This window comes from Cellulomonas uda, assembly GCF_006538705.1.
GTDB classification, from domain to species: Bacteria; Actinomycetota; Actinomycetes; order Actinomycetales; family Cellulomonadaceae; genus Cellulomonas; species Cellulomonas uda.
This window is the reverse complement of the sequence record NZ_BJLP01000007.1, coordinates 37,221-54,271: the sequence shown is the minus strand read 5'-3', so window position 1 is coordinate 54,271 and position 17,051 is coordinate 37,221. Positions and strand designations below refer to the sequence as shown.

The 17,051-nt window shown below is 73.1% G+C and carries 14 protein-coding genes; 6 read left to right on the top strand and 8 right to left on the bottom strand.

Translation table 11 applies throughout. From position 1 onward, the window contains the following. Nucleotides 1-50 precede the first annotated feature (50 nt). Both CUD01_RS03415 and CUD01_RS03410 read left to right on the top strand, forming a co-directional pair. The gene (locus CUD01_RS03415; protein ID WP_141318713.1) at nucleotides 51-1,598 is read left to right on the top strand and encodes a 3' terminal RNA ribose 2'-O-methyltransferase Hen1; all 1,548 of its coding nucleotides are present in this window, start codon (nucleotides 51-53) and stop codon (nucleotides 1,596-1,598) included. After that, complete coding sequence (locus tag CUD01_RS03410) at nucleotides 1,598-4,201, top strand: polynucleotide kinase-phosphatase (RefSeq protein ID WP_141318711.1); 2,604 nt, start codon at nucleotides 1,598-1,600, stop codon at nucleotides 4,199-4,201. The genes CUD01_RS03415 and CUD01_RS03410 overlap by 1 nt, the downstream gene beginning before the upstream one ends. A gap of 34 nt (nucleotides 4,202-4,235) precedes the next feature. Here CUD01_RS03410 and CUD01_RS03405 read toward each other — a convergent pair whose 3' ends face one another. Further along, nucleotides 4,236-5,207: a LacI family DNA-binding transcriptional regulator gene (locus CUD01_RS03405; protein ID WP_244937638.1), complete on the bottom strand. Its 972-nt coding sequence runs from the start codon at nucleotides 5,205-5,207 to the stop codon at nucleotides 4,236-4,238. 200 nt (nucleotides 5,208-5,407) lie between these two features. On the opposite strand from CUD01_RS03405, the gene manD reads away from it, so the two are divergent. After that, nucleotides 5,408-6,691 carry a D-mannonate dehydratase ManD gene (gene manD, locus CUD01_RS03400; protein WP_371860750.1) on the top strand — a complete coding sequence of 428 codons (1,284 nt, stop codon included), beginning with the start codon at nucleotides 5,408-5,410 and terminating at the stop codon, nucleotides 6,689-6,691. Nucleotides 6,692-6,696: 5 nt separating this feature from the next. Beyond that, nucleotides 6,697-8,805 (top strand): alpha-glucuronidase, encoded by a 2,109-nt coding sequence (locus tag CUD01_RS03395; RefSeq protein WP_174773812.1) that lies wholly within the window; start codon nucleotides 6,697-6,699, stop codon nucleotides 8,803-8,805. Nucleotides 8,806-8,850: 45 nt separating this feature from the next. Here the strand turns inward: CUD01_RS03395 and CUD01_RS03390 are convergent, their stop codons facing one another. The 6 genes from CUD01_RS03390 to CUD01_RS03365 form a co-directional block, all read right to left on the bottom strand. Then, a complete protein-coding gene (locus CUD01_RS03390; RefSeq protein ID WP_208404922.1) occupies nucleotides 8,851-9,561 on the bottom strand; it encodes a DUF624 domain-containing protein in 711 nt (236 codons plus the stop codon). Nucleotides 9,562-9,633: 72 nt separating this feature from the next. Then, a complete protein-coding gene (locus CUD01_RS03385; protein WP_141318707.1) occupies nucleotides 9,634-11,313 on the bottom strand; it encodes an ABC transporter substrate-binding protein in 1,680 nt (559 codons plus the stop codon). A gap of 107 nt (nucleotides 11,314-11,420) precedes the next feature. After that, the gene (locus CUD01_RS03380; protein ID WP_232514770.1) at nucleotides 11,421-12,311 is read right to left on the bottom strand and encodes a carbohydrate ABC transporter permease; all 891 of its coding nucleotides are present in this window, start codon (nucleotides 12,309-12,311) and stop codon (nucleotides 11,421-11,423) included. A gap of 47 nt (nucleotides 12,312-12,358) precedes the next feature. Beyond that, complete coding sequence (locus CUD01_RS03375) at nucleotides 12,359-13,363, bottom strand: ABC transporter permease (RefSeq protein WP_141318705.1); 1,005 nt, start codon at nucleotides 13,361-13,363, stop codon at nucleotides 12,359-12,361. Nucleotides 13,364-13,522: 159 nt separating this feature from the next. Continuing rightward, nucleotides 13,523-14,962, bottom strand: a complete 1,440-nt coding sequence (uxaC, locus tag CUD01_RS03370; protein ID WP_244937637.1) for a glucuronate isomerase — start codon at nucleotides 14,960-14,962, stop codon at nucleotides 13,523-13,525. Between the two features lie 137 nt (nucleotides 14,963-15,099). Then, on the bottom strand, nucleotides 15,100-15,546 hold the full coding sequence (locus CUD01_RS03365) for a MarR family transcriptional regulator (RefSeq protein ID WP_094180587.1): 447 nt from the start codon (nucleotides 15,544-15,546) through the stop codon (nucleotides 15,100-15,102). A 63-nt stretch (nucleotides 15,547-15,609) separates the two neighbouring features. On the opposite strand from CUD01_RS03365, the gene CUD01_RS03360 reads away from it, so the two are divergent. Together CUD01_RS03360 and CUD01_RS03355 are read left to right on the top strand one after the other, a co-directional pair. After that, nucleotides 15,610-15,837, top strand: coding sequence for a hypothetical protein (locus tag CUD01_RS03360; protein ID WP_094180588.1), 228 nt, complete (start codon nucleotides 15,610-15,612; stop codon nucleotides 15,835-15,837). A 65-nt stretch (nucleotides 15,838-15,902) separates the two neighbouring features. Then, nucleotides 15,903-16,091, top strand: a complete 189-nt coding sequence (locus tag CUD01_RS03355) for a CsbD family protein (protein WP_141318701.1) — start codon at nucleotides 15,903-15,905, stop codon at nucleotides 16,089-16,091. Nucleotides 16,092-16,202: 111 nt separating this feature from the next. Here the strand turns inward: CUD01_RS03355 and CUD01_RS03350 are convergent, their stop codons facing one another. Beyond that, nucleotides 16,203-17,018 carry an alpha/beta fold hydrolase gene (locus tag CUD01_RS03350; RefSeq protein ID WP_141318700.1) on the bottom strand — a complete coding sequence of 272 codons (816 nt, stop codon included), beginning with the start codon at nucleotides 17,016-17,018 and terminating at the stop codon, nucleotides 16,203-16,205. Nucleotides 17,019-17,051: the final 33 nt, after the last annotated feature.

The window sequence follows — 17,051 nt, the reverse complement described above, 5'->3', positions numbered from 1 at the left end:
CCGGGGAAACCGACCGACGGGCGGGGTCGCGACCTGCGAGGATGCCCCGCGTGCTGCTGACCCTGACGACCACCCGGCCGGACGACGCCACACCGGCGTCCGACCTCGGCTACCTGCTGCACAAGCACCCCGCGCGCGTGCAGACGTTCGACAGCGGCACCGTGCACGTGCTCTACCCGGAGGCGGACGACGAGCGCTGCACGGTCGCCGTGCTGCTCGAGGTCGACCCCGTCGCGCTCGTGCGCGGCACCGGCAGGCGCGAGCCGTTCGTCCTCGCGCAGTACGTCAACGACCGGCCGTACACCGCGTCGTCGCAGCTCGTCGTCGCGATGGGACGCGTGTTCCGTTCGGCACTCACGGGCCGCTGCGACGCCCGCCCCGACCTCGTCGACCGGCGCTGGCCGCTCGAGGTGCACGTACCTGTCGTCGGCTGCACGGGCGGGCCCGAGGCCGCGCAGCGACTGCTCGCGCCCCTCGGCTGGGAGGTCGAGGCGACGCCGCTGCCGCTCGACCCGCAGGTGCCCGCCTGGGGCGACTCGCGGTACGTGGACCTGCGGTTGCGGGGCACGCACCGTGTCGCGGACGCGCTCAGCCACCTGTACGTCCTGCTGCCCGCGCTCGACGGGACCAAGCACTACTGGGTCGACGAGGGTGAGGTCGACAAGCTCCTGCGCGCGGGTGGCGACTGGCTCGCGGTGCACCCGGCCCGCGACGAGATCGCGCGCCGCTACCTGGCGCGCAGCCGGGCGCTCGCGACCTTCGCGCTGGACCGCCTTGCCGAGGTCGAGGGCGTCGCGCCGTTCGAGGCCACGGACGACGACGCGGCGTCCCCCTCCGGAGGGGCGGCGGCGCCCGAGCCTTCGGCGGACGTGCCGCTCGTGCGCCAGCGGCACGAGGCCGTGCTCGCCGCGCTGCGGGCGTCCGACGCGCGCACCGTCGTCGACCTCGGTTGCGGCGAGGGCGCCTTCGTCGGGCGGCTGCTCGACGAGGGGTATGCGCGCGTCGTCGGCACCGACGTGTCGGTGCGTGCGCTGACCACCGCCGCACGCCGCCTGCACCTCGACACGATGCCGGAGCGCGTGCGCGCCCGGGTCGATCTCGTGCAGTCGTCGGTCACGTACACCGATGCGCGCATCGCCGGGTTCGACGCGGCGGTGCTCATGGAGGTCGTCGAGCACCTCGACCCGCCGCGCCTCGCGGCCATGGAGCGTGTGGTGCTCGGCGTCGCTCGCCCGCGCACGCTCGTCGTGACCACGCCGAACGCCGAGCACAACGTGCGCTACCCGGCACTCGCCGCGGGCGGGGTGCGCCACGACGACCACCGGTTCGAGTGGACGCGCGCGCAGTTCCGCACATGGGCGCAGCGGTCGGCGGGCGCGCACGGGTACACGGTGTCGTTCGCACCCGTGGGTCCGGACGACCCGGACGTCGGGCCACCGACGCAGCTCGCGGTGTTCCGCCGCCAGGCCCAGCCGACCACCGGCGCAGGGCCGGAGGTCAGGAGTGACGGCACGACGAGCGACCCGACGACCCGCGCGACGAACGACGCGACGACCAGGACGACGAGCAACCCGACGAGCACGGAAGGAGACCGGTGATGGCCACACTCGACCTCCCCGCGCTCTCGCTCGTCGTGCTCGTCGGCGCCTCGGGCTCCGGCAAGTCGACCTTCGCCGCCCGGCTGTTCGGTCCGTTCGAGACGATCTCGTCGGACTGGTGCCGCGGTGTCGTCTCGAACGACCCCGAGGACCAGTCCGCGACGGACGCCGCGTTCGACCTGCTGCACCACGCGGCAGGCCTGCGCCTGGCCGCGGGCTTGCTCACGGTCGTCGACGCGACGAACGTCCAGCCGCACGCGCGCCGCGAGCTCGTCGCGCTCGCCCGCGAGCATGACGTGCTCCCCGTCGCGATCGTGCTCGACCCTCCGCAGGAGGTGTGCGTCGCACGCAACGCGGCCCGCACCGACCGGTCCGTCCCGTCGCGCGTCGTCACACGTCAGCGCGACCAGCTCCGCCGGTCGCTGCGCGGGCTGGGCCGCGAGGGCTTCCGCACCGTGCACGTGCTGCACGGGGTCGAGGAGATCGACGCCGCGACGATCGAGCGCCGCCCCCTGCGCAGCGACCGCCGCGACGAGGCCGGGCCGTTCGACGTGATCGGCGACGTGCACGGCTGCCGCGGCGAGCTCGAGACGCTCCTGGGGCGCCTCGGCTACGTGATCGTCCGCGACGACGCGGGGCGGCCGGTGGACGCCCGGCACCCCGAGGGTCGGCGTGCGCTGTTCGTCGGCGACCTGGTCGACCGCGGCCCGGACTCCGCCGGCGTCCTGCGGCTCGTCATGGGCATGGTCGGCGCAGGCCACGCGCTCGCCGTCCCGGGCAACCACGAGGCCAAGCTCGTCCGCGCGCTCGACGGCCGCCCCGTGCAGACCGCGCACGGGCTGGCGGGAACGCTCGCGCAGCTCGCCGCCGAGCCGGAGGAGTTCCGCCGGGAGGTGCGGGACTTCTGCGACGGGCTCGTCGCGCACCTCGTCCTCGACGAGGGCCGGCTCGTGGTCGCGCACGCCGGGCTCAAGGAGGAGTACCACAACCGGGCGTCGGGCCGGGTGCGCGCGTTCGCCCTGTACGGCGACACCACCGGGGAGAGCGACGAGGACGGCCTGCCGGTGCGCCTGCCGTGGGCCGACGACTACCGCGGCAAGGCGATGGTGCTGTACGGCCACACTCCGTCGGCGGACGCCGTGTGGGTCAACAACACGATGTGCCTCGACACCGGTTGCGTGTTCGGCGGGCGGCTCAGCGCTCTGCGCTACCCGGAGAAGGAGGTCGTGCAGGTCTCGGCCGAGCAGGTGTGGTGCGAGCCGCCGCGGCCGTTCCTCGTGTCCGGCCCCGCGGCGTCCGCGACGCGCGACCCGGACGTGCTCGACGTGACCGACGTGCTCGGCAAGCGCGTCGTCGAGACGACGCTCGCGGGTCGTGTGACCGTCGCGGAGGAGAACGCCGCGGGTGCGCTCGAGGTGATGAGCCGGTTCGCCACCGACCCACGCCACCTGCTGTACCTGCCGCCGACGATGTCGCCGTGCGCCACCGCGCCCGAGGGGGCCGACCTGCTGGAGCACCCGGCACAGGCGTTCGCGCAGTACGCGTCCGACGGCGTGGACCGCGTGGTCTGCGAGGAGAAGCACATGGGCTCGCGTGCCGTGGTGCTCGTGTGCCGGACGCGCGAGGTCGCCGCCGCACGCTTCGCCCTGCCGGCGGGCAGCACCGGCGTGGTCCACACCCGCACCGGCCGCCCGTTCTTCGACGACGCGCGCACCGAGGAGCTGCTCGCGGTCGTCCGGGACGCCGCCGACGCGGCGGACGTGTGGGCGTCCGTGGGCGCGTCTCTGCCCGGCGACGGCACTGGAGCACCCGTGGACTGGCTGCTGCTCGACGCCGAGCTGCTCCCCTGGTCGCTCAATTCCGGCGACCTGCTGCGCGAGCAGTACGCGGCGGTGGGCGCCGCGGCGCGCGCGTCCACCCGCGCGACGCTCGACACCCTGACCACCGCCGCCGCGCGCGGGCTCGACGTGGGCGACCTGCTGGAGAGCACGGCGCGGCGCGCGGCCGACGCCGACGCGTTCACCGCCGCGTACCGCCCGTACGTCTGGGCAACCGACGGGCTGCGCGGCGTGCGGCTCGCACCGTTCCAGCTCCTGGCGGCGGGTCGAGCGTCCGGCGGTGCGACGTTCGAGCAGCGCGACCACCTGTGGCACCTCGGGGTCGCAGACGCGCTCGTCGCCGCCGACCCCCACGACGTGCTGCTCACGACCCGCCGCCTCGTGGTCGACCCCGCGGACCCCGCCTCCGTCGAGGCCGGCACGCGGTGGTGGACCGACCTCACGGCGGCCGGCGGCGAGGGGATGGTCGTCAAGCCGCTCGCCAACCTCGTGCGCGGCCCGCGCGGCACCGTCCAGCCGGGCATCAAGGTCCGCGGCCGCGAGTACCTGCGGATCATCTACGGCCCGGAGTACACGACGCGCGCGAACCTGGAGCGCCTGCGCTCGCGCAACCTGGGCCGCAAGCGTGCCCTTGCGCTACGTGAGTACGCGCTCGGGATCGAGGCACTGCACCGCGTCGTCGCGGACGAGCCGCTCTGGCGCGTCCACGAGGCGGTCTTCGCGGTCCTCGCGCTCGAGTCCGAACCGGTCGACCCTCGCCTCTGAGGCGCCGACGCCCGCGTCGGCCCGGCCAGGACGGTCAGGACGGCGCGGGGCCCGAGGACTCGCGGACGACGAGGTGCGTGGGCAGCTCGACGGGCGCGCCGACACGGGGGTGCACCGGGTCGAGGGACGCGAGCAGGAGCTCGGCGGCGTGGTGACCCGCCTTCTCGAGCGGGGCGCGGACGGTGGTGAGCGAGGGGCGCACGAGGTCCGCGCCGAACACGTCGTCGCAGCCCACGACGCTCATCTCGTCGGGCACCCGCACGCCACGGTGCTCGAGCCGTTCGAGCATGCCGAACGCGAGCAGGTCGTTGAACGCCAGCACACCGGTCGCGCCGGACTGCACGACGGCGTCGGCGGCGGCGGGGCCGGCCTCGCGCTGCGGCGCGTAGGGCCCGAGGCCGGTCAGCTCGACGCCGAGCCGCCGCGCCGCCTCGGCGAGCGCGGTCCGCCGTCGCCCGTCGGACCACGAGGTGCGCGGCCCGCCCGCGTACGCGACGCGCCGGTGCCCCAGCGAGGCGAGGTGCTCGAGCGCCTGGACCGCGCCGCTGGGGGTGTCGATGACGACGCTCGGGCTGTCCAGCGCGGGGAACGTGCGGTTGAGCGTGACGAGGGGGACGTCGCCCGACCAGCGCACGAGGCTGTCGTCATCGAGGCGCGAGGCGGCGAGGATGACGCCGTCGACGGACCGGCGCAGTGACCGCAGCGCGCGCTCCTCGGCCTCGACGGACTCCTCGGTGTCGACGAGCACATGCGCATAGCCGCCCTCGCGCAGCCGCGACTGCGTCCCGCGGATGACGCCGAAGAAGAACGGGTTGGTGATGTCGGGGACGACGAGCGCCACGGTCCAGGTCCGCCCGGAGCTGAGCGCGCGGCCGGCCGCGGACGCGGAGTAGCCGAGCTCGCGCGCGGCGTCGAGGACGCGCTGCGCGGTCGCCTCGCTCACGCGCCCGGGCTTGGTGAGCGCGCGCGAGGCGGTCGACACGGCCACGCCGCTGCGCTCCGCCACGTCGCGGAGCGTCGCTGCTCGTTCTGCCACCTCGTGGGCCTCCGGACGACGGGGACGGGGTCTGCCGCGGCTCATCCTCGCAGCCGCGCGCCCTCTCGGGCAACTGTGCGCAAACGGTTGCCAAAAGGTGAAACGGCTGGCTATGGTCGCGGGGTCACGACACGTGCGGCACCGGCGCCGCCGACCGAGGAGACCCCGACGTGAGCACCACCCCGCTCGCCGAGCCCATCGCCTTCCCCGAGCCCGCCGAGCGCGACGTCATCGCCCGCGCCGAGGTGCTGGTCACCAGCCCCGACCGCAACTTCGTCACGCTGCGCGTCACGACGGCCGACGGGGTCGTCGGCCTCGGCGACGCGACGCTCAACGGCCGCGAGCTCGCGGTCGCCAGCTACCTCGGCGACCACGTGGTCCCCCTGCTGGTCGGGCGCGACGCGCAGCGCATCGAGGACACGTGGCAGTTCCTCTACCGCTCGGCGTACTGGCGCCGCGGGCCCGTGACGATGGCCGCGATCGCGGCGGTCGACACCGCACTGTGGGACATCAAGGCGCGTCGCGCCGGCATGCCGCTGTACCAGCTGCTCGGCGGCGCGAGCCGCGCAGGCCTGCTCGCGTACGGACACGCGTCGGGCCGTGACGTGCCCGCGCTGCTCGACTCGGTGCGCCGCCACCTCGACGAGGGGTTCCGCGCGATCCGCGTGCAGACCTCGGTGCCCGGCGTGCGCACGGTGTACGGCGTCGCGAGCCAGCCCACCACCACCGGGACGCGCTACGACTACGAACCCGCGCAGCGCGCGGTCGTCCCCGCCGAGGAGGACTGGGACACGCGCGCGTACCTGCGCCACATCCCGGGCGTGTTCGAGGCGGTGCGCGGCGAGTTCGGCCCCGCCCTCCCGCTGCTGCACGACGGGCACCACCGCATGCGCCCCGTCGAGGCGGCGCGGCTCGGCAAGGCCCTCGAGCCCTACGACCTGTTCTGGCTCGAGGACTGCACACCCGCCGAGAACCAGGAGGCGCTGCGTCTGGTGCGGCAGCACACCACCACGCCGCTCGCGATCGGCGAGGTGTTCAACACCGCGTGGGACTACCAGACGCTCCTGCGCGAGCAGCTCATCGACTACGTGCGCGGCTCGGTCACGCACACGGGCGGCGTGACCGCGCTGCGCAAGATCGCCGACCAGGCCGCGATGTACCAGGTCCGCACGGGCTTCCACGGGCCCACGGACATCTCCCCCGTCGGCATGGCCGCCGCCCTGCACCTCGGCCTGGCGATCCACAACTTCGGCATCCAGGAGCTCATGCCGCACTCCCCGCGCACGCGCGAGGTGTTCCGCACGTCGTACACGTTCACGGGCGGCTACCTGCACCCGGGCGACGAGCCCGGCTTGGGTGTCGGGTACGACGACGAGGCCGCCGCGGCGCACCCCTACGAGCCCGCCTACCTGCCGTTCACGCGCCTGCACGACGGCACCATCCACGACTGGTGAGGCCGGTGACGAAACGTCCGACGAGCCCGACGGGCCGGCCCTGGCACGCGGCCTGGCTGCCCGACGAGGCGCTCCGCCCGGCCGGGCGGCGGCGCGTGCGGTTGCTGGCCGACGGTGACGACCCCGTCCTGACCACCCTGCGCGACGAGCTCGTGCGGGCCACCGGGCTCCACGGCGGCGCCGTGGTGCACGACGAGCGCGCCCACCTGACCCTCGCGCTCGCGTCCGACGCGCGCGTCCTGCCCGCGCTGAGCGGCGCGGCAGGACGCGCGCTGGACCTCGTGCGACGGCCGGGCGTCGACGGCGAGCTCGGCCGCCAGGGCTTCGTCGTCGGACGGGACGGCGAGGCCCTCGTCGTCGTCGCCGCGACCCCGGTCGGGCTGCTGGCCGGGTGGCACCACGTCCTGCGCACCGGCGAGCCGCTGTTCGACGAGCAGGTGTTCGACGGGGTTTCCGGGCTCGTCGAGCACCTGCCCGCCGTCGCGATCCGCAAGCTCGACCACTGGGACAACATCGCCGCGGACTCCCCCATGGGCCCGGTCGAGCGCGGGTACGCCGGTGCGTCGCTGTGGTTCGCCGACGGTCGGCTGCGTGACGACCTCACGCGTGTGCACGACTACGCACGCCTGCTCGCGCACGTCGGCGTCAACGCGGTGTGCGTCAACAACGTCAACGTGCACGAGCGCGAGTCGGCGCTGCTGACGTCCGGGCTGGACCAGGTGGCACGGCTGGCCGAGGTGTTCCGCGCGCAGGGCATCCGCACGTACCTCGCGGTGGACTTCGCCGCGCCGATCACCTCGGGTGCGCTCACGACGAGCGACCCGCTGGACGACGACGTGCGCGCCTGGTGGGCGGACGCCGCGGCCGGGGTGCACGCGGCGGTCCCGGACTTCGGCGGGTTCGTCGTCAAGGCGGACTCCGAGGGACGGCCCGGGCCGTTCGCGTACGGCCGCTCGCACGCCGACGGCGCGAACCTGCTGGCGCGCGCGCTGGCCCCGTACGGCGGCACGGTGTTCTGGCGCGCGTTCGTGTACGACCACCGCCAGGACTGGCGGGACCGGAGCACCGACCGCGCCCGCGCCGCGTACGACCACTTCACCCCGCTCGACGGGCAGTTCGACGAGAACGTCGTCGTGCAGGTCAAGCTCGGGCCGGTCGACTTCCAGGTGCGCGAGCCCCTGTCCCCGCTCATCGCCGCGATGCCGCGCACCCGCCTGGCGATGGAGCTGCAGGTCACCCAGGAGTACACCGGCCAGCAGCGGCACGCGTGCTACCTCGCCCCGCTGTGGCGCGAGGCGCTCGACTTCCGGCCGTGGGGTCCGCTCGACCCCGCGCGGCCGGGCCGGACCGTCGCCGACGTCGTGCGCGGGGACGGGACGCTCGCCGGCGCGCTCGCCGCGGTGGCCAACGTCGGCGACGACCCGTTCTGGACCGGGCACCCCCTCGCGCAGGCCAACCTCTACGCGTACGGCCGGCTCGCGTGGGACCCGACCCTCGCCCCGTCGGCGCTGCTCGACGAGTGGCTCGCGCTGACGTTCCCCGGCTGCGACGAGCGCGTGCGCGCGACCGTGCACGCGGTCCTCGACGACTCGTGGCGCGTCTACGAGAGCTACACCGCGCCGCTCGGAGTCGGCTTCATGGTCAAGCCGAACGGCCACTACGGTCCCGACGTCGACGGCTACGAGTACTCCCCGTGGGGCACGTACCACTTCGCCGACCGTGACGGCATCGGCGTCGACCGCACGCGGGCCACCGGCACCGGCTTCACCGGCCAGTACCCGGCGCCCTGGTGCGACGTCTACGAGTCGCTCGACACGTGCCCCGACGAGCTCCTGCTGTTCTTCCACCACGTGCCCTACACGCACGTGCTGCACTCGGGCTCGACGGTGGTCCAGCACGTCTACGACACCCACGTCGCGGGCGCGCAGGCCACCGAGCGCATGCGCGAGACGTGGCGCGAGGTGCGGGGGCTGGTCCCCGACGCCGTGTACGCCCGCGTCGCGGAGCGGCTCGACGAGCAGGTCCGCTCCGCCGCCGAGTGGCGCGACCAGGTCAACACCTACTTCTGGCGCAAGTCCGGCATCCCCGACCCCGCCGGCCGCGTCATCCCCTGACCCGTCCCCGCCCCGGCCCGGTCCGCAGTCGGCGGAGGGGCGGGCTCAGTCGGTCGGGGACGTGAAGCGGGCGGTGACGTCGGCGACGACCGGCGTGGCGGTGCGGACCAGGGACGCCACGGCGAGGGTCGCGAGCGCCAGGACGAGGCGGTCCGTGGTGACCGTCGCCAGCGTCGCGCCCAGGACGACGAGCGTCAGGTTGCCGAGCGCGGCGACGGGGCGCGCCGCGAGGTAGTACGCCGCCAGCCGCACCACGTCCCGGGTCCGGAACGCGAACAGCGACGACAGCACGAGCGCGTTGCCCGCCCACACGAGCAGCGCGACGGCCACCACCAGCGACGCGACCGCCCAGCCCTGCCCGACGACGGCACCGGCGTGCAGGACGTCGACCGCCAACAGCGCGAGCACGACGAGCATGGGCACCCACCACGCGAGCACGTCCCGCCACGACAGGCGGTAGCCGCGCCAGAACCACGACGCGGGCGTGAGGTCACGCTGGTCGGGGGGCGAGACGAGGTAGGCGCGCCAGGCGTACGTCGCGGCGCCGAGCGCGGGTCCGAGCGGGACGAGGCACAGCGCGACGAGCGGCGCGTTGGAGACGCTGCGGTCGAGCAGCGCGAGGGCCAGGAGCCCGGGCAGGGACGTGAGCACGATCAGCAGCTCGATGACGAGCGCCCAGTACACCGCCGCCGACCAGCGCGACAGCGGTCCACGGCCGATCTCGGAGGCCGGGGTGCTGCGGTCCGCCACGGTCACGGTCCCTCCTCCTGACGCGCGGTGGCGGCCGGTGGCGGCCCGGGCACGCACCCGGACCGCCACCGGAGGCCGTCAGCCCTGCGCGCGCTCGAGCGCGGTGTTGAACGTGGCGACGTACTGGTCCATGTTCAGCGCCTTGAGCTCGCCGACGAACGCGTCCCACTCGGACAGGGGCCGCTTGCCGAGGATGAACGCGGCCGTGCCCTGCGTGACCGCGTCGTTGAGCGACGTCTGCCACAGGTTGACCTGCTCCTGCTCCATCTCCTCGAGCGGCGCGGCGGGTGCGAGCGGCAGCTCGGTCTTCGTCGACATCTCCTCGACGAACTCCTTGACCTCGTCGGAGGACGTGGACGCGACGAGCTCGTCGGACGACCCGTTGGTCAGCATGAACACGCCGTTGCTGAAGCCGAAGTCGGCGTTGAGCAGCTTCGGCGCACCCGGGTTCAGGCCGTTCCAGTCGACGTCGTCGGCGAGCGTGCGGGTGTCGCCGTCCTTGGTGTACGTGGTGCCCTCGACCCCCCACTTGGCGAACTCGATGCCCTCGTCGGAGTAGTACAGCCAGTCGACGAACTGCAGCAGCGCGAGGAAGTTCGGGTTCTCGGCCGCCTTGGCCGACAGCATGAAGCCCGGACCGGTGCGGCTGCCCGCCGAGACGTTGTCGCCCGCGGGGCCGGACGGCACGCGCAGCAGCCGCAGCGTCGCGTCGGTGCCGGCGTCCGTGAAGGACGTGCGGTACGTGGTGATCTCCTGCGTGTTCCCGGAGATGGTCAGCGACTCGCCGGACGTGAACTTCTGGATCGCGGTGTCGTCGTCCTGCGTGATCGACTCGGGGTCGAGCAGACCGTCCGCGACGAGGCCCGCGAAGTACTCGACGAGCTGCTTGTAGCCCTCGGTCGCGGGCGCGTACTGGTACTTGCCCGACTCCTCGTCGTACCAGAGCCCGTTGCCGAAGCCCCACCCGGCGACCGTGCCGAAGTTCGGCGAGGCGATCTGCAGCGTCGCGCCGAGCGGGACGTTGTTGGTGGTCGACCAGCGGTCGGACATGGGCCACGCGTCGGGGTTCTTCTGCTTCAGGGTCGCGAGGTCGGCCTTGAAGTCGTCCCAGGTCTCGGGCGCCTCGGTGATGCCCGCGGCGTCCCACTGGTCCTGGCGCGTGACGATCGAGTACTGCGGCTGCGGCGACTCGAACAGGCCCGGGAGCATGTAGTACTTGCCGTCCACCTGGCGCAGGTTGTCGATCGCCTGCTCCAGGCCCCAGTCGGCGACCTTCTGCTGGAAGTTCGGCATGTACTGCACGTAGTCGCTGATGGGCAGGAGCGCACCGCCCGCGACGAACTGCGTCTCCTGGCCCGGGTAGGTCACCGGGATCAGGTCCGGCGCGTCGCCGGCCGAGATGATGAGCGACTTCTTCGCGTCCCAGTCGGACAGCGGGGCGCTCGTGATGTCGAACGACACCTTGGTGTTGGCCTTGAGCTCGGAGAAGAAGAGCCAGTCCTTCTTGAGCGGGTAGTTCGGGTGGTCCCGGTACAGCAGCGAGAACGTCACGGGTTCGGTCGCGACGAACGGCGTGCCGGCGGCGAAGTCGGCCATGGCGCCGACGCTGTGCTCCTCGTCGATCGTGACGCCGCTCGCGGTCTCGTCGCCTCCCGTCGCCTGTGGCTCCGGGTCGTCCGACGAGCACGCCGCGGTGAGCGTCAGCACGAGCGCGGCCGCGGAACCGAACGCGACTACGCTCTTCTTCGTCGATCTCATGACCTTCTCCTTCTCCGGTGGAACTTCGTCGTCCTGCTCGGTGCTGGGAATGCGAACGGGGTCGATAGGGCGCACGCCGGGTTCACGGCCCGGCGTGCGCCCGCTCGTCATTGCTTGACCGCGCCGAGCATCACGCCCGACACGAAGTACCTCTGGATGAACGGGTAGAGGCACACGATCGGCAGGACCGTGAGCAGCATCGTCACGGACTGCACGTTGGAGGCGATCTGGGTCGTGTTGTCGAGGCTCCCGCCGGCCACCGTGGTCCCCGACGTCACGCCCGCCATGAGGTTGCGCAGGTACACCGTCACCGGGTAGTTGTGCGGGTCCGTCATGTACAGGTAGGCGGAGAACCAGCTGTTCCAGAACGCCACGGCGTAGAACAGCACCATCGTGGCGAGCACGGCCTTGGACAGCGGGATCACGATCCGGAAGAAGATGCCGTACGTCGACATGCCGTCGATCGCGGCGGCCTCCTCGAGCTCGTCGGGGAAGTTCTCGAAGAACGACTTCATGACGAGCAGGTTGAACACGCTGATCGCGTTCGGCAGCACGATCGCCCAGATGGTGTCCTTGAACCCGAGCGTGTTGATGAGCACGTAGTTCGGCACCAGGCCGCCGTTGAAGAACATCGTGAGCACCGCGACGCCGATGAAGAACGTGCGGCCCTTGAGGTGCTTCTTCGACAACGCGTACGCGTACGTGGTGGTGAGGGCCATCGCGATCGCGGTGCCGACGACCGTGTACACGACCGTGTTCTTGTAGTTGACCCAGAACATGTCGTCCGACATCACGACCTGGAACGTCGTGAGGTTGAACCCGCGCGGCACCAGGTTGACCTGGCCCGAGTTGATGTAGCCCTCGGAGCTGAACGCCTGCGCCACGATGTTGACGAACGGGTACAGCACGAGCGCGCACATCACGAGCAGCAGCGCCGCGTTCGCGACGCGGAACGCGGTGTAGCCCGCCCCGTCGCGCGGGCGTACCCCGCGCGGCACCCGCGCGCGCGGCCGGCCGAGGTCGACCTTCCTCGTCGTCACGTCGCTCACCACAGCGAGGCCCCCACCGTGCGCTTGGAGATCGCGTTGGCCGACAGGATCAGCGTCAGGCCGATCAGCGCCTCGAACAGCCCGATCGCGGTCGCGTAGGAGACGCTGTTCGAGACGATGCCGACGCGGTACAGGTAGGTCGAGATGACGTCGGCCGTCGAGTAGATCACCGGGTTCTGCAGCAGCAGGACCTTCTCGAAGCCGACCGCCATGAACGAGCCGATGTTGAGGATGAGCAGCACGATCATCGTCGGCCGGATGCCGGGCAGCGTGATGTGCCACGTCTGGCGCCACCGGTTGGCACCGTCGATCCGCGCGGCCTCGTAGAGCTGCTCGTCGATCGTCGTGAGCGCCGCGAGGTAGAGGATCGTCCCCCACCCGACGGTCTGCCACACCTCGGAGGTCAGGTAGATGGGGCGGAACCAGTCGGGGTCCTGGAAGAACGCGACAGCCGTCCCGCCGAGCGACGTGATGACCTGGTTGACCGTGCCCTTGGCGGCCGTGAGCTGGAAGACCATGCCGGCGACGATGACGACCGACATGAAGTGCGGGAGGTAGCTGATCGTCTGCACGGCGCGCTTGAACCGCCGCGAGCGCAGCTCGTTGAGCATGAGCGCGAGGACGACCGGCAGCGGGAAGACCACGACGAGCGTGAGGCCGCCGAGGACCACCGTGTTCCAGAACGCGGACCAGAACGCGGGGTCCTGGATGAACATCCGCACGTAGTACAGGCCGACCCACTCGTCGCCGAAGATGCTCGAGCCGGGCCGGAAGCGGCGGAACGCCACGACGTTGCCGAGGATCGGCAGGTACCGGAACACCGCGAAGAAGACCAGCGGGAGCACGAGGAACGAGTACAGCCGCCAGTCGCGGGCGAGCGCCTGGCGCCACGTGCGACGCGGTGGTCGGTCGAGGCGCGGGGGCCGCGAGCGTGCGCCCGGCCACCTCTGCGGCGCGCGCGGCTCCACGACGCTCGTCGCGCCTGCGGTGTCGCTGACCATGGGGCGAAGCTCCTCTCACCTCGTCGTGAGCCGGCAGGTCCTGATGTCGCCGTCCGGTGTGCCGCCGATGTCCCGTGACCGTGCGGGGCAAATCGGATGGCTAACGGTTGCCACGCATGTTGCCACAGGGGGTGCGGCGTGTACACCCTGCGAACCGCGTCAGATGGGTCGCTGGTACGACGCGAGCGGCAACCGGTACGCGAGGTCGACCGCCGTCTCGTGCGCCTCGTCCAGGTCCAGCCGGTGCTCCGCGACGAGCCGCGCGAGGAACCCCGCGTCCACCCGGCGCGCCAGGTCGTGCCGCGCCGGGATCGAGCAGAACGCGCGCGTGTCGTCCACGAAGCCCGTCGTGTTGTAGAAGCCCGCGGTGTCCGTCACGGCCTCGCGGAACCGCCGCATCGAGTCGGGGGTGTCGAGGAACCACCACGGCGCTCCGAGCCGCATCGCCGGGTACACGCCCGCGAGCGGTGCGAGCTCACGCGAGTAGGCGTCCTCGTCGACCGTGAACACGACCAGCCGGAACCGGGGATGGTGCCCGAACGCCTCGAGCAGCGGGCGCAGCCCGTGCACGAAGTCGGTCGCCACCGGGATGTCGTAGCCCACGTCCGGTCCGCGCAGCGCGTCGACCTGCGTGTCGTACCCCCGCAGGACCCCGGGATGCAGCTGCATGACGAGGCCGTCCTCGCACGACGTCCGCGCCATCTCGAACAGCAGGTGCCCCGCGAGCGCGTCGGCCTGCGGCGCGTCGAGCGCGCGCCCGGCCTCGGCGGCACGCAGCGCGGCGACGACGAGCGCGTCGGCCTCGTGGTCGTCGAGGCGCTCCGCCCGCAGCGTCCGCATGCCGTGGTCGGTCGCGAGCGCACCGCGCTCGACGAAGTGGCCGCGGCGGACCGCGAGCGCTTCGACGAGCGTGCGCGCGTCGCGCACGCGCACCCCGGTGAGCTCGTCGAGCCGCGCGACGCGCTGCCCCCACCCGGGCGCCGCGGCGTCGAGCAGCGCGTCCGGCCGGAACGTCGGCACGACCCGGCCCGGCAGCCCCGCGTGCTCGAGCGCGGCGTGCGCGTCGAGCGGGGCGGTCGCGTCGTCGGTCGTGGCGAGCAGCTCGAGCTGGAACCGCTCGAACAGGGCACGCGGCCGGGTCTGCGGCTTGGCCAGCGCCTCGGCCATCTGGTCGTAGGTCTCGTCGGCAGTCTGCGCCGACGGGCGCACCGTCACGCCGAGCACGTCCACGAGCTCGTGCTCGAGCCAGAACCGCGTCGGCGTGCCGCGCAGCACGTGCCAGCGCGAGGCGACCTGCCGCCAGATCTCGCGCGGGTCACGCTCGACGGCGCCGCCGTCACGGCGCGGGACACCGAGCGCGTCGAGGCTCACGCCCTGCGAGACGAGCAGTCGCAGCAGGTAGTGGTCGGGCACGACGAGGAGCTCGGCGGGGTCGCGGAACGGCTCGTCGGCCAGGAGCAGGTCCACGTCGACGTGGCCGTGCATCGAGACGAGCGGCAGGTCCTGGGTGCCGGCGAGCAGCTCGCGCGCGATGGCCCGGACGGTGGGCTCGGCCGGCAGCGCCCGGTCGGGGTCGAGGGTCAGGGCGGGGCGCGTCACCGCGGTTCCTTCCGGTCGCGGCCGGACCTCGTCGTCCGACTCTCTGCTGCAAACGTTTGCCATGCGAGTTTGTCACTTTCGCCGACATCGGCGCAACCAGGCACGTCACGCGACGGACGCACGCTCGGACGGCGCGCTCAGACCGCCCGCTCGCACGCGTCGAGCATGCGCAGCGCGGCGTCCCGCACCCGCGCGGCCTCGTCGACGTCGATCCCCAGCCGGTCGAGCATCGCGGCGGGCACGCCGACGGCCTGCGCGCGCATCGCGGCACCCGCGTCGGTGAGCTCGATGAGCAGCGCGCGCTCGTCCCGCTCGTCCGTCCGGCGCGCGACGAGCCCACGGTCCTCGAGCCGGCGCACGAGCGGCGACGCGGTGGCCGGCTCGAGGTGCAGACGCCCGGCGAGCCCCGCGAGCGACATCGGCCCGTGCTGCCACAGCGCGAGCATCGCGAGGTACTGCGGGTGCGTCAGGCCGAGCGGCTCGAGCAGCGTGCGGTAGGTCCCGACGAGCGCACGGGCGGCGGCGGACAGCGCGAGGCACACCTGCGCCTCGAGCGCGAGAGGGTCGTCGGTCACGCGCGTCATCCTAGGTCGATCGTGAGGGCACTTATAGTGAGGGCACTTATCACCGTCGCCAGGAGGCACCGCATGTCCCGCTCGCCGCGCACCGGTCGCGCGTTGACCGACTGGCTCGCGCGTCACCTCCTCGGCCCCGCGCAGGTCGGCGACAGCCGCGAGCCCGCACGCCCGACGACCGAGCAGGAGCACGCCCGCGAGCAGGAGCTGCGCAGCACCCTCGTGCGGGTGCAGGACGCCAACGGACGCACCTACCTCGTCGAGCGGTCCGCCACCGAGCCCGACGAGCGCGACGTCTGACGCTCGCCGCGCGCCCCACGCGGCGAGCGGTTACGTTCGAGACAACCACGAGGAAGGACGACGCGATGGGTCTCGACGACAAGATCAAGCACCAGGGCGAAGAGCTCGCGGGCAAGGCCAAGGAGGGCCTCGGCAAGGCCACGGGCGACGAGGACACCGAGCGTGAGGGCCGCGCCGAGCAGGCCGAGGCCGGCGTCAAGCAGGCCGGTGACCACCTGAAGGACGCCGCGAAGGACGTCAAGGACGCCTTCTGACGGCAGCCGAGCAGGCCTGGGCGCTCCCAGCGGGCGACCAGGACGCGACGAGGGCGGGACCACGCGGTCCCGCCCTCGTCGCGTCTCAGGCGAACGCGGCAGCCCCGCTCGTCACCCGTGGGCGAGCTCGGCGCGCAGGAGCGCTGCGGTGGCCTCGGCGGCGATCTCGTGCCCCGCACCGCCCGGGACCTCGACGTACCGGGCGGCCGCCAGCTCGCCCGCGAGCGCCGCGCCCGCCGCGCGCAGCGTCGGCCACGTCTGCGCACCGCAGACCACGAGGGTCGGGACCGCGAGCGCACGCATCGCGGGGGTCGGGACGTTCGGGGCGGCCGTGATCGTCGCGTCGTACACGCACGTCTGCGCGAGCTCCTCGAGGGCATGCCAGCCCGGTGACCGTCGCGCCTGCTCGACCATCGCCGACGGCAGGCCGATGACCTCGCGCTGCATGGTGGCGACGGCGTCGCCCAGGTGTCCCTCCGCGACGAGACCGGCGAGCCGGCGCGGCACGTCCGGCGCCGCGGCGGGCAGGCCCGCGAGCGAGAACGGCGCCTCGTACAGCACGAGAGCCGAGACGGGCAGGCCGGCCGCCGCCGCGTGCAGCGCGAGGTTCGCGCCCGACGAGAAGCCCAGCACCGCAGCGCGGCCGCCCTCGGCCGCGACCACCGCCTCGAGGTCCTCCACCTCGCGGTCGACCGTGTAGGAGAACGCCTCGTGCGGGACGATCGCGTCGCCGCTGTCCCCCCGGCCCCGCCGGTCCACGAGCACGGTCGTGAACACGTCCCCGAGGAGCTCGGCCAGCGGGCGGAACACCTCACGCGTGGTGAACGCGCCCCCGACCATCACGAGCGGCGGGCCGCCGCCCGAACGCTCGTACGCGATCGTCGTCCCGTCGCCCGACCGAGCCGTGCAGAGCTCACCCGCGGTCATGAGCCTTCCCTCCGCCCCCGGGACGCCGATGTC

Coding starts and splice junctions, on each gene's coding strand:
- CUD01_RS03410 (WP_141318711.1), top strand. CDS start 1,598: ATGGCCACACTCGACCTCCCCGCGCTCTCGCTCGTCGTGCTCGTCGGC.
- CUD01_RS03385 (WP_141318707.1), bottom strand. CDS start 11,313: ATGAGATCGACGAAGAAGAGCGTAGTCGCGTTCGGTTCCGCGGCCGCG.
- CUD01_RS03375 (WP_141318705.1), bottom strand. CDS start 13,363: ATGGTCAGCGACACCGCAGGCGCGACGAGCGTCGTGGAGCCGCGCGCG.
- CUD01_RS03365 (WP_094180587.1), bottom strand. CDS start 15,546: ATGACGCGCGTGACCGACGACCCTCTCGCGCTCGAGGCGCAGGTGTGC.
- CUD01_RS03360 (WP_094180588.1), top strand. CDS start 15,610: ATGTCCCGCTCGCCGCGCACCGGTCGCGCGTTGACCGACTGGCTCGCG.
- CUD01_RS03355 (WP_141318701.1), top strand. CDS start 15,903: ATGGGTCTCGACGACAAGATCAAGCACCAGGGCGAAGAGCTCGCGGGC.
- CUD01_RS03350 (WP_141318700.1), bottom strand. CDS start 17,018: ATGACCGCGGGTGAGCTCTGCACGGCTCGGTCGGGCGACGGGACGACG.